General features: G+C 69.8%; 12 protein-coding genes and 1 pseudogene. 6 read left to right on the forward strand and 7 right to left on the reverse strand.

Going from position 1 to position 12,015, the window contains the following annotated elements; genetic code table 11:
• Nucleotides 1–5: 5 nt before the first annotated feature.
• Nucleotides 6–1,670: a bifunctional 3'-5' exonuclease/DNA polymerase gene (locus ACFXN1_RS35330; RefSeq protein WP_379440511.1), complete on the reverse strand. Its 1,665-nt coding sequence runs from the start codon at nucleotides 1,668–1,670 to the stop codon at nucleotides 6–8.
• A gap of 89 nt (nucleotides 1,671–1,759) precedes the next feature.
• On the opposite strand from ACFXN1_RS35330, the gene ACFXN1_RS35335 reads away from it, so the two are divergent.
• From ACFXN1_RS35335 to ACFXN1_RS35350, 4 genes are all read left to right on the forward strand, one after another.
• A complete protein-coding gene (locus ACFXN1_RS35335; protein WP_379440510.1) occupies nucleotides 1,760–2,737 on the forward strand; it encodes an ADP-ribosylglycohydrolase family protein in 978 nt (325 codons plus the stop codon).
• Nucleotides 2,738–2,877: 140 nt separating this feature from the next.
• Nucleotides 2,878–4,734 carry a class I tRNA ligase family protein gene (locus ACFXN1_RS35340; protein WP_379440508.1) on the forward strand — a complete coding sequence of 619 codons (1,857 nt, stop codon included), beginning with the start codon at nucleotides 2,878–2,880 and terminating at the stop codon, nucleotides 4,732–4,734.
• Between the two features lie 163 nt (nucleotides 4,735–4,897).
• A complete protein-coding gene (locus ACFXN1_RS35345) occupies nucleotides 4,898–5,695 on the forward strand; it encodes an SDR family oxidoreductase (protein ID WP_379463776.1) in 798 nt (265 codons plus the stop codon).
• A 28-nt stretch (nucleotides 5,696–5,723) separates the two neighbouring features.
• A complete protein-coding gene (locus tag ACFXN1_RS35350; protein ID WP_379440507.1) occupies nucleotides 5,724–6,203 on the forward strand; it encodes a DUF5946 family protein in 480 nt (159 codons plus the stop codon).
• A 6-nt stretch (nucleotides 6,204–6,209) separates the two neighbouring features.
• Here the strand turns inward: ACFXN1_RS35350 and ACFXN1_RS35355 are convergent, their stop codons facing one another.
• Nucleotides 6,210–7,097, reverse strand: coding sequence for an RNA polymerase sigma-70 factor (locus ACFXN1_RS35355; protein WP_379395231.1), 888 nt, complete (start codon nucleotides 7,095–7,097; stop codon nucleotides 6,210–6,212).
• Nucleotides 7,098–7,216: 119 nt separating this feature from the next.
• Complete coding sequence (locus tag ACFXN1_RS35360; RefSeq protein ID WP_379440505.1) at nucleotides 7,217–7,630, reverse strand: SRPBCC family protein; 414 nt, start codon at nucleotides 7,628–7,630, stop codon at nucleotides 7,217–7,219.
• An 86-nt stretch (nucleotides 7,631–7,716) separates the two neighbouring features.
• Here ACFXN1_RS35360 and ACFXN1_RS35365 point away from each other — a divergent pair, with 86 nt between their 5' ends.
• Together ACFXN1_RS35365 and ACFXN1_RS35370 are read left to right on the forward strand one after the other, a co-directional pair.
• Nucleotides 7,717–8,160 (forward strand): nuclear transport factor 2 family protein, encoded by a 444-nt coding sequence (locus tag ACFXN1_RS35365; protein ID WP_379463779.1) that lies wholly within the window; start codon nucleotides 7,717–7,719, stop codon nucleotides 8,158–8,160.
• Nucleotides 8,161–8,274: 114 nt separating this feature from the next.
• Nucleotides 8,275–8,418: a DUF6374 family protein gene (locus tag ACFXN1_RS35370; protein ID WP_357007956.1), complete on the forward strand. Its 144-nt coding sequence runs from the start codon at nucleotides 8,275–8,277 to the stop codon at nucleotides 8,416–8,418.
• Nucleotides 8,419–8,431: 13 nt separating this feature from the next.
• Here the strand turns inward: ACFXN1_RS35370 and ACFXN1_RS35375 are convergent.
• From ACFXN1_RS35375 to ACFXN1_RS35390, 4 genes and pseudogenes are all read right to left on the reverse strand, one after another.
• Nucleotides 8,432–9,253: pseudogene (locus ACFXN1_RS35375) on the reverse strand (STM4011 family radical SAM protein); the annotation flags it as partial.
• A 6-nt stretch (nucleotides 9,254–9,259) separates the two neighbouring features.
• Nucleotides 9,260–10,597 (reverse strand): STM4012 family radical SAM protein, encoded by a 1,338-nt coding sequence (locus tag ACFXN1_RS35380; protein ID WP_379440504.1) that lies wholly within the window; start codon nucleotides 10,595–10,597, stop codon nucleotides 9,260–9,262.
• Nucleotides 10,594–11,427, reverse strand: a complete 834-nt coding sequence (locus ACFXN1_RS35385) for an STM4013/SEN3800 family hydrolase (protein WP_379440502.1) — start codon at nucleotides 11,425–11,427, stop codon at nucleotides 10,594–10,596. The genes ACFXN1_RS35380 and ACFXN1_RS35385 overlap by 4 nt, the downstream gene beginning before the upstream one ends.
• A 10-nt stretch (nucleotides 11,428–11,437) precedes the next feature.
• Nucleotides 11,438–12,015: STM4014 family protein (locus tag ACFXN1_RS35390; protein WP_379463777.1), on the reverse strand; the 578-nt coding region annotated here is incomplete at its 5' end.

Genomic DNA, 12,015 nt, shown 5'->3' on the forward strand with positions numbered 1-12,015 from the left:
ATTTCCTACTTCGCGTCCGCGTAGCACTCCACGATCGCGGTCGTGAAGGGGAATCGGACCGGCGTCGGGCCGAATGCCAGCTCTCCGGCGGTGTCCGCGGCCGCGGTGATGGCCTCCGCGACCGCGGCCGCCTCTTCCTCCGGGCAGTGCACGATGACCTCGTCGTGCTGGAAGAAGACCAGCTCGGCGCGCAGTCCCGCGGTGTGCATCGCATGGCGCAGGCCCGCCAGCACCAGCAGGGTCCAGTCGGCGGCGCTGCCCTGCACGACGAAGTTCCTGGTGAAGCGACCGCGAGCCCGGGCCCTCGGGGTGGAGCCGTACCCGGTGGCGGCTCCATCCTCGGTGTCCGCCTGGTCGAATGACGTCGCGGGCGGGCAGGTGCGGCCGAACCAGGTGCGCACCAGGCGGCCCTCCTCCCCGGCGGCCGCCGCGTCGTCGACATAGGCCACCGCGTCCGGATAGCGGCGGCGCAGCTCGGCCATGTGGGTGAGTGCGTCGCCCGAGGTCTGGCCGTAGATCGCGCCCAGCATCGCGACCTTGGCCTGGGCGCGGTCGCCGCCGAACGCGCGGGCCGCGAGGTCGGCGTAGAGATCCTCACCCCGGCCCGCCACCTCCATCAAGCCCGGATCGCGGGAGATGGCGGCGAGCACGCGCGGCTCCATCTGATCGGCGTCGGCGACCACCAGCCGCCAGCCCGGGTCGGCGCGGATCGCGCGGCGCACCACCTTCGGGATCTGGAGTGCGCCACCGCCATTGGTGGTCCAGCGGCCGGTCACCGTGCCGCCCGGCAGGTACTCGGGACGGAAGCGGCCGTCGTGCACCCACTGGTCGATCCAGGACCAGCCGTGCGCGGTGTACAGGCGGTAGAGCGACTTGTAGGCCAGCAGCGGCGCGACCGCCGGGTGGTCGATCTCCCGGAGCTCCCATTTTCTGGTGGAGGACAACGAGATTCCCGCCCGCCCGAAGGCTCGGATGATGTCCTGGGGCAGGTCCGGGCGGACCCGCACGCCGCCGAAGGCCCGCGACACCTCCTCGGCCAGCTCCGTCATGCGCCGTGGTTCCGCGGTACCGGAAATGCGTTCTCCGAGCATAGAATCGAGCAGTTCGCGGTGCAGGTCGGCGCGCCAGGGGATCCCGGCCCGCGACATCTCCGTGGCCACCAGCAGGCCCGCCGACTCCGCGGTGAGCAGCAGGTGCATGCGGTGCGGGTATTCCGCCGCGGCCGTGCGGGCGACCTGTCCCGCGTACACCTCCAGCAGCGCGGTGAGCTCGTCGGTTCCGGATGGCAGTGGCACCGGGCCGGATTCGAACAGGGTCGGCTGGGTGTCGGCGGCCCGCGCGGGTGCATCCTCCGGCACGGGGAGCCGATGCAGCCGGGCCCAGGCCGCCGCCAGCGAACGGGCCTGCCCGGACTGGCCCTCCTCGTGCCCGATCAACAGCGACTCCGCGGCCTCCACGTCGTAGCAGCGATCCACCCGCACGCCCGCCTCGAGCAGCCGCCGATAGGTTCCGGCGGTCGAGCGCCACACCCACCGCTCGGCCTCCGGACGCGAGCGCACGGCCTCGGCCAGCGAGGACTCCTCGACCACCGGACCCGCGGGCCGACCGACCCGATCCAGTGGGCACACCCGTGCCCCGCCGTCACCCGTCTCCGCCACCGCCCATCGCATACCGATGAGTCTCGCAGTGGGCACAGACAAGTAGGTCCGGCAGTGAGCACAGCCGAGAAGTCGGCACCGACATGCTGTGCCGTGCGACCGTGGCTAGCATCGACGCGGTGCATGTCGACTTGATGCTGGATTCGTTGGATGGATTGTCCGTGGGGGACGCGGTCGGCGCCGAGTTCCTCGTCCTGCGCCGGCCCCTGGCCGACCTGCAGACCGGTGCTCTCCCGGCGGGCCGCTGGGAATGGACCGATGACACCGAGATGGCCTGCACGGTGACGGGGGAACTGCTCGAACACGGTGCGATCGACCAGGATCGGCTGGTGGCCGCCTTCGCCGAACGCATCGACCAGCGCCGCGACTACGGGTTCATGACGGTGGACACGCTGGGGCGCATCCGCCGGGGCGTGCCCTGGCGGCAGGTGACCGCGGCGGCCTTCGGCGGGCAGGGCTCGTGTGGGAACGGGGCGGCCATGCGCGTCGCGCCGCTGGGCGCGTTCTACGCGAGCGACCCGGATCGGGCCGCCGCCGAGGCGGTCCGGTCGGCACAGGTGACGCACGCGCATCGCGAAGGCATCATCGGCGCGGTCGCGGTGTCGCTCGCGGCCGCCACGGCGGCACAGGCCCGGCTCGCCGGAACCCGGCCCGCGCCAACGGAATTCCTCGCCACCGTCCTGGACCGGCTCGACGACGGTGAGACCACCCGCCTGATCCGCCGGGCCTACGCGCTGCTCGGGGCTCCGGCCGGCCAGGTCGCCGCGGAGGTCGGCAATGGCGCCAGCGTGACGGCACAGGACACGGTGCCGTTCACGATGTGGGCCGCGGCGACCTACCTGGACGACTACCGGGCCGCGATCGCCACCTGCCTGTCCGTCGGCGGCGACACCGACACCACGAGCGCCATCGTCGGCGGAATCGTCGCGGCCCACACCGGAACCCGGCCCGGCGGTTTGCCCGGAAACTGGCTGGCCGCACGGGAACCCCTGCCCGCCTGGTTCGAACAGGTCCGGGCTCGGCCGCGCGCCGACGCGTCCGGCGGCCGCCTACGGCGCTGGTTCTCTCGCACGCCCTAGCCGGGGACTGTGTCACAGCCGGGGATCACGTCACAGCGGGGAAATTCGGTGTCGGCCGTCGCGCGGTCATCACTACCATCACGGGACCTGCATCGGTCCGGGGAGTCCGGACCGGGCGGAACCGAGTACAGGGGGCCGAGATGGGCTGCGGAGACGGCGATATCGTGCCGCGACGGTATGTGGTGACCATGTTCTCGTATCCGTCCGGCGATCTCCATATGGGGCACGCCGAGGTCTACTCGATCGCTGATGCCATGGCGCGATTCGCGCGGATGCGTGGATTCGAGACGCTGTTCCCGGTCGGATGGGATTCCTTCGGGCTGCCCGCCGAGAACGCGGCCTTCAAACGCGGGCTGGATCCGCGGGAATGGACCTACGCCAATATCGAGATGCAGGCGGAATCGTTTCGGCGGCTGGGGATTTCGTTCGACTGGGAGACGCGGCTGCACACCAGCGACCCGGAGTATTACCGCTGGAACCAGTGGCTGTTCCTGCGGCTGTACGAGCGCGGGCTGGCCTATCGCGCCGACGCGGCGGTGAACTGGTGCCCCGAGGACCGGACCGTGCTGGCCAATGAGCAGGTCGTGCACGGGCACTGCGAGCGGTGTGGAGCGCAGGTGGTCTCGAAGGCGTTGACCCAGTGGTTCTTCCGCGTCACCGACTATGCGCAGCGGCTGCTGGACGATATGGACCAGTTGAGCGCCGGGTGGCCGCCGGAAGTGCTGGCCATGCAACGCAATTGGATCGGGCGGTCCGAGGGCGTGGACGCCGAGGGGCGGCCCGCGGTCACCTACCGGCTGCACGACTGGCTGATCTCCCGCCAAAGATTTTGGGGAACACCGATTCCCATCATCCACTGCGCGACCTGCGGCGAGGTCCCGGTTCCCGACGACCAGCTGCCGGTGCGGCTGCCCGACTCCGGCTATCAGCTGCGCCCCGGGGACGGGCGCTCGCCGCTGGCCAGTGCGGAGGACTGGGTCGCGGTCACCTGCCCGCGCTGTTCGTCCGAGGCCCGTCGCGATACCGACACCATGGACACCTTCGTCGATTCGTCCTGGTACTTCCTGCGCTACCCGAATCCCGGCTACACCGACGGACCCTTCGACCCCGCCGCCATCGACCGCTGGCTGCCGGTCGACGAATACATCGGCGGCAGAGAGCATGCCACCGGCCATCTGCTGTATGCCCGCTTCCTGACCAAGGCGCTGTACGACGCGGGCCTGCTGCCCTTCACCGAGCCGTTCACCCGCCTGACCACCCAGGGCCAGGTCCTGATGGACGGCAAGGCCATGAGCAAGAGCCTGGGCAACCTGGTCAACCTGCAGGAGCAGATCGAGCGGTACGGCCCCGACGCCGTCCGCATCGCCATGCTGTTCGCCGGACCGCCCGAGGACGACATCGACTGGGCCGACGTAGCACCGCGGGCCGCAGTCAAATGGCTGGCCCGCGTCTCGCGACTGATGACCGAAATCGGCTCCGCGACTACGGTATCCGGCCCGCCCATCGAGTCGCAGACCCGCCGCGAGGTACACGGCATCATCGCCCGCACCACCGACCTGATGGCGGCCGAGCGCTTCAATGTCGCGATCGCGCAGCTGATGATCCTCACCACCGTCCTCCGCCGCGCCATCGATTCCGCGTCGAACCCGGTCGATCCCGCGATCGGCGAGGGCGCGGACGCCCTGGTCCGCATGCTCTCATGCTTCGCCCCCGCCGCGGCCGAGTCCGCATGGCAGCGACTGGGCCGCTCCGGTCCCGTCGTCGCCGCCTCCTGGCCGACCGCCGACCCGTCCCTCATCGCTACCGACACCTGCACCTGCATCGTGCAGATCGACGGCAAAGTACGTGAGCGCCTACATGTTTCGACCACCACCGACGAACCCACACTCCGCGAGCTGGCACTGACCTCCGCCACCATCCAAGCTGCCTTGGCCGGCCGCACTATCACCGCCACAATCGCCCGCCCTCCGACGCTGATCAACCTCGTCACCCGCTGACCTGTTTATCTCCGCCGCGCACAGCAAGATCAGGAGCTCTCAGCGCGGAATTTTGTCCACTTATGTCCTTACCGCGGGCAAACCCGACTGACAGCGGTTGGCATGACGGAGTCCGGGCGCCGAATGTTCCGGTCTCCGGAACATATACGGGTTGCGTGACGCGATGGTGTCGCCGAGTGACCGCGCCGGTCGAATACGCTCGGCGTTCGTGACCACATCGAAGATCGTTCTTGTCACCGGTGCCGGGACCGGCTTGGGCCGCACCATGACCCATGCGCTGACCGCGGCCGGACATCAGGTCGTGGCGGTCGGGCGCACGGCGGCCACCCTGGACGAGGTCGTCGCCTCGGCGCCCGGGCCGGGCAGCGTAGCGGCCGTGCCGGCCGATGTCACCGATCCGGCGGCGGTGGACGCGGTGTTCGCGCACATCGTGCAGCGGTGGGGGCGGCTGGATGTGCTGATCAACAATGCCGGGATCTTCGGACCCACCCTGCCGATCGACGAGGTGCCGGTGGCGGACTGGAAACAGGTCGTCGACATCAATCTGACCGGATCGTTCCTGTGCGCGCAGGCCGCATTCCGGCTCATGCGGACACAGACGCCGCAGGGCGGGCGGATCATCAACAACGGGTCGATCTCCGCACACACGCCGCGGCCGAATACCGTCGCCTATGCGGCCAGCAAGCACGGCATCACCGGGCTCACCAAGGCGCTGGCGCTGGAGGGACGCGCGCACAATATCGCCGCGGGACAGATCGATATCGGCAATGCCGCAACCGAACTCACGGCCGGGATCGCGGCGGGGTCGCTGCAGGCGGACGGGAGCGTCCGTCCGGAGCCGACGATCGACGCCGCGCACGTGGCCCGGCTGGTGGTCCAGACCGTCGACCTGCCGCTCGAGGTGAACGTGCCGTTCCTGACCGTGATGGCGACGGGCATGCCCTACATCGGGCGCGGCTGATCGTCGGCGGCGCGTGGTATCACAAGGCGTGCAACAGCATTCGGAGACCTGCCCCTGCGGCGCGGCCACGCCGTGCGCACCTGCCTGGTACGAGGCGCTCGCGCAGGAGCAGAGCGACCGGGCGATGTACGCCTGGCACACCCCGCTGGTGCTGGCGTATCTGCTGCAGCATCCGAACGAATCGGTCGCGCGCGAGCAGTATCTGGACAGTCAGTTCCGGATCTTGCAGCTGTACCTGGATCGGGGCCTGGCCGCGCTGAACCGGTTCGGGCAGACGCAACGCAGGCGAAATGCCGTGCAGGGCACGGATTTCGCCTACGACACCGAGGCCCTCGCGGCCTACCGGCCACTGCCCGGATGGATCCCGGACCGCTTCGCGTGGTCGGTGCACGACCTGCGCGACACGGACGGCGGATTCGTCGGCGACGGGCACGAGTCCTACGGCGCCCGCATGGCCGAACTGGCTCGCGCCACCGTGGACGCGTACCTGAACGGCCCTGCCGCGTAGCCGGATTCACCGGCTCAGGCTGGTCTCCTGCGTCATGCGCGAGAGCTTCTCCGGGTTGCGCACCGAGTAGAACCCGGTGATGAGACCGTTGTCGATGCGGATCGCCAGGACGGTGTCCACCTCGTCGTCGACCCGGAAGACCAGCGCCGGATGACCGTTGACCATGGCCGGCTCGATCTTCATGCCCGCGGCGACGGTCTTCCAGCCCACGCTGAACAGCCGCGCCACGTGATCCGCGCCCGTAATCGGCCGCGGCAGCGCCTGTTTGATCCCGCCGCCGTCACCCAGCGCGACCACGTCGGGGGCCAGCAGGTCGAGCAAACCCTGCAGGTCGCCCGTATTGAGCGCGCGTTGGAAGGCTTCGAGCACATCGCGGGTCTCGGCCGCGGACACCGCCTCGCGCGGACGCCGCGACGCGACATGGGAGCGGGCGCGATGCGCGATCTGGCGCACCGCGGCCGAGGTCTTGTCGACGGCCTCGGCGATCTCGTCGTAGGGCAGGTCGAACACCTCGCGCAGCACGAACACCGCCCGCTCGGTCGGCGTGAGCGTCTCGAGCACCAGCAGCATGGCCATCGAAACGCTCTCGGCCAGCTCGACATCCTCGGCCACATCGGGCGCGGTCAGCAGCGGCTCCGGCAGCCACTGACCGACATAGGACTCCTTGCGGCGGCCCAGCGTGCGCAGCCGCACCAGCGCCTGGCGCGTTGTGATCCGCACCAGATAGGCGCGCTGATCCAGCACGGTGTCCAGGTCGACGCCGGTCCAGCGCAGCCAGGTCTCCTGCAGCACGTCCTCGGCGTCGGCCGCCGAGCCGAGCATCTCGTAGGCAACGGTGAACAGCAGATTCCGATGCGCGACGAACGCCTCGGTCGCGGCCGTGGTCCCGGTCATGGGTGGCTCCTGTCCTCACTCTCGACCCGTATCAGTCCACAAGACACCGGGCGCGGGCGATCTGTGACACCGCGACCCTAATTGATCTTGGATTGCCCGGTGAGCGGTCCCGGAACGTGTCACTCGGGTTCGGCGGAGGCTTCGATGGCCTGCTTCATCTCGGCGATGCCGTACTGCGTGGGAATCCGTACCTCGGGGGCGGCGGAATCGGGGAGGAGATCGGTGGTCCAGATCAGGCGCGCGTGGCCGACGTCGGCGCGGACTTCGAAACAGGCGTGGTGATAGTCCAGCCGGGGGCGGGCGCCCTCGGCCACGGAGTAGGCCAGACGACGGGTGTCGTCATCGACGCTGATGATGAGTTCCCGGATGACGTGACCGTCGGGGAACGTGAGGAACCGGTGGACACCTTCGATCCGGGTGCCGGCCACCCGCCCGGGGAGCAGGCGTTCGTGGACGGCGCCGATATCGCGGATCACCTCCCAAACATGGTGCGGCGAGGCGTTGATCGCGATCTCGTGGCGGATGGAGGCCATGGTCGGGTGGGTTCCTTTCGGCTACGTCCGGGATCTCAGCGGGCTGCGCCGCACACTCGACCGATACCGCCGCGGTCGTCGCGGAACTGCGCGACCGCGCCGAAATCACCGATGCCCTCTACCGTTTCGGGCTGGGACAGGACACCAAGGATCGTGACCTGTTCGCCTCGGCCTTCGCCGCCGACGCCGAACTCGACTTCCGCCCGGCCGCCTCGCGCTGGGGTGGCGCACCGCCGGTGATGGCCGGCCGCGACACCATCGTCACCATCATCCTGGCCATGTTCACCGGACGGGTGAACACCACCCACCAGGTCGCCAACCCTCGCATCACCATCGACGGCGACACCGCCCGGATGACCGCCCTGGTCGAAGCCCAGCACCTGCTGGTCGCCGACCCCAGCGTCCACGCCCTGCTGAAGAACCCCTATGACCTCGAACTCCAGCGCGAGGGCGACCGCTGGCTCATCCGCCGCATGCGCATCGACAACACCTGGTACTCCGGGGATCCCACAGCCATCTTCGGAGGGTGACAGTTGCCGCTCCAAGGGGGTTACCCGCGATCGAACCGGTGTACTCGAACAAACGTTCTACTCGAGGTATCGTTCCGGGCCATGCCGGAACTCTCACGACGCGACTGGGCGACGATGAACCTCAAAGAGGTGCAGCGGCAATTGCTGAAGGCGGCGTCGTTCGGGAAGGTGTTGTCGCCGGAGCAGTTGGAGAATGCTGCGGGGAAGATCGGGGAGGGGTTGCGGATCTTTCTGGAGGAGATGGATCGGCCCAGGTAGCGGGGATGCGCTCGAGGACGCCGCCGGCGAAGACGTCGTAGAGGGGCAGCGTTTCGAGGTGGACGTAGCCGATGTGGCAGTCGCAGGCCGACAGCGGGCACGGGCGGGGGAGCAGGGCTGCTCGATAGCTGCCGTCGTAGAGGTTGCCCAGTTCGGTGCGAACGAAATGGCAGCGCCGGACCGTGCCGTCGCCGTCGACCGAGATGACGGATTCGCCGGTGCGGCAGGGGAGTCCGGCGGCGGGATGGGGATGCCGGCTGTAGGGGAACAGGGGGTCGAGAGCGGTCCAGGCGGCGGCGTCCGCGTCGGACAGTTCGTGGCCCTCGGGGGCATTGACCCACAGGTAGACGTGCGCGGGCAGGTCGGCGCGCAGGCGCCGGGCCTCGGGGAGATGCCCGGGGAAGCCGACGATGCCGACGCTGAAGCGGATGCCGCGCCGGTCCAGGTCGGCGCATTTCGCGGCGAAGCGGTCGTAGGGGGTCTGGCCGGGGTGGTAGGTGCACCACAGGGCGACGGTGTCCGGATCGGCGTCGGCGAGCCAGTCGGTGCGGCAGCTGAGATTGGTCTGGATGGCGACTCGCGCGACATTCGGCAGCCGGGACAGTTCGACGAGCGCGCGCCGGTACCAGGAGCGGACCAGGCCCTCACCCCAGGGCGTGAACAGGATCGACAATCGGTCCCCGTGCTGATCGGCGACCCAGGCGGTGAAGCGTTCGAGCGCGGTCCGGTCGGCGCGCAGCTGCTCGCGACTGTCGCGGCGCTTGGCGAACGGGCAGTAGGGGCAGTCGTAGTCGCAGGAGGCCAGCGGGCCGCGGTAGAGAATCGTGAGATCCATGGCGGCTCACCGGGGTTCGTAGGCGGCCATGGCGGCGTGCACCACGGGCGAGAACAGCCGCGGGCCCAGGGCATCGGAGTAGGCCAGGCCCGCGGGCGTCAGGCGTAGTAGCTCCGGGCCGGAATCGGGGTCCAGCCAACCCAATTCGGCGAACTCGGCGAGCTCGGCCGGGTAGTGGTCGGCGGGCTCGCCGCCGAATCGCTCCCGGTAGGCGGCGACCGCCATCCCCTCGGCCTGCAACAGCGATTGCAGCAGGTGACGGCGGCGGGCCTCGTCGGTGTCGATCCGGCGGCCGACCTCGGCGCGTGTGAAATCGGTTGTCCGCGTGTAGGTGTCGATGATGCCGCGGACCTCGCGGGTCTCCACCGCGTAGTCGAAGGAATAGTGCAGCCCCGAGGTGTAGGACCGGGCGCCGCAGCCCAGGCCGATCATTCCGTCGGTCTGGCAGGCGTAATCGTCCGGCCCGGTAGCCGGTGCGTCGATCCGCCGGAACATGCGCATCGACCGCTGCTCGTAGCCGTTCGCCAGCAGCTGGTCGCGGCCTACCGCGTAGAGCCGCAGCCGCTGCTCGTCCCAGTCCTCGTCGGCGTCCGCGCCGAGCCGCCCGAGTCCGGTCAGCGGCCGGACATACAGCGGGTACAGGTACAGCTCCTCCGGCCGCCAGGCCAGCGCCGCGTCCAGCGAGGTCTGCCAGGTCGCCTCGGTCTGCCCTTCGATGCCGTAGATCAGATCGATGTTCAGCACCGGAATCCGCGCCGCCCGAATCGCTTCGAGGGCCGCCTCGACCTCACCGCGCCGCTGCGGCCGCACCGCGGCTCGCGCCTCGGCGTCGACAAAACTCTGCACACCGATGCTCACCCGGGTCGCGCCGCGCCGCGCCAGCACGGCCAGCCGGTCCGGGGTCGCGGTCCCGGGCGAGGTCTCCACCGACAGCGGAATCGCCGGCAGCTCCGCGCCCATCACCGATTCCATGATGTCGCACAGCCGTTCCAGCTCGCCGGCGGTCAGGAACGTCGGCGTCCCGCCGCCGAAGGCCGCGGCCGCGAATCGCAATGGTCCGTCGCCCAGCGCGGGCCGCACCGCCCCGGCCTGCCGCTCCAACGCGTCGAGATACCGCGTGGTCAGCTCCTCCGGCGCGCCCACCCGGGTGAACAGATTGCAGAAGCCACACCGGTATTCGCAGAACGGAATGTGCGCGTACAGCGACAGCGCGTCCTTCGGTTCCGCCGCCCACAGCTCGCTCAGCAGCGGCCGATCCGTACCGAGCGGCCGGTACGCCGTCTTGTGCGGATAGCCGTAGACGTAGCTCTGATACGGCCGCGGCCGGGTGGCAATCGTGGTCATGCGGATCTCTCCAGGAAGAACTGAGCGTAGGGCACCGTCCACACCGCCTCGTGGCCGAGCCGATGCCCGGTGAAACCGCCGTCCCCGTAGGCGGTTCCGTGATCGGAGCACACGATGGCGAAGCAGCGGCGGCGGCCGGCAGCCGCGGCGAACAGGCGGCCGATGTGCCGGTCCACGTATTCCAGTGCGGCGGCGTGGGTCTCACGCGAGTCGCCCGCCTCCCGCGTCGCGCCCGGGAGGTGGAACCAGTTGGGCTGGTGCAGCGCCGACACATTCACGAACAGGAACAGCCGCCGCTCGCCGGGCAGTGCCGCGATCACCTCCTCGGCGCGGGCGACCTGCGCTTCGAAGGAGGTCGGCGAGGCCACCGAGAAGTCGCTGTCCCAGTGGCTCTCCTCGAACAGCCCGGGCAGCACCGAACCCATCGGCCCGCGCTTGTTGAAGAACCCGACACCGCCGATGCACACCGTGTGATATCCACGCCCGGCCAGCGCCGCCACGAAATCCGGTGCGTCATAGACGAAGGTGCGCCCGGCCGTGGTCTCGCTGCCCTCGAATCGCGCGGCGAACAGCCTCGGATGCGGGCCTGGCGTCGCCGGCGTGGGCAGGAATCCGGCGAAGATGGCCTGATGCGAGGCGTAGGTGAAACTGCCCGGCGCATGCCGCTTCTCCCAGCGGCCGCCCGGCAGATGCCGGGCCAGGTTCGGCAGTCGTCCGGCGGCGGCCAGCTCGGCCGCCACATCGAACCGCAGCGTGTCGAGGGTGACCAGCAGCAGGTCGTCGCGGCCGATCACCTCGTTCATATCCGGGTCCGGCGCAGGGGTTTCCACGCTCGGATGGTCAGGCGATGACATGCTGCTCGCTTCCGATCCGGCGCAGGATCGCGGCCACCTGCGCGTCATAGGTGTCCGCCTGCTCCGCCCCGCTCCCGTCGAGGCCACGCAGCCGGGGCAGCAGGTCGCCGAAGGCATTGACCTCACCCACCGCGAAGCGCCGCCAGCCGGTGGCGGGCAGCAGATCGACGCCCACCCGGGAGAATCCGGGGAAGCAGGCGGCGGCGCGCTCGCAGATGGCCAGGGCGTCGTTCCAGCTGCCGCCCGCGGCGGTGATGGCCGCGCGAGCCTCGGCCAGATCGCCGCGCGCGCCACCCAAATGGAGATTGGTCATGGGGGAGCTGCTGGTGCGTACCACCGCGTGGGTGGCGCGCCCGCCCACGACCACCACGCGCAGGTCCGCGCTGCGGCCGTGCTGGGAGGCCTTGGGCAGCCAGCGTTCGATGTGCAGACCATCCGGCGCCAGGGCGTCGACAATGGCCGCGACCTCGGATTCGGTGGTGTATCGGCGGACCCGCAGCGAATTGAACAGCCGCCCATGCGGATCGCGGTGCACCGAGGTGGTCGCCTGGACCCGGCCTCGAC

This window comes from Nocardia sp. NPDC059154 (assembly GCF_042755705.1).
Lineage (GTDB): Bacteria > Actinomycetota > Actinomycetes > Mycobacteriales > Mycobacteriaceae > Nocardia.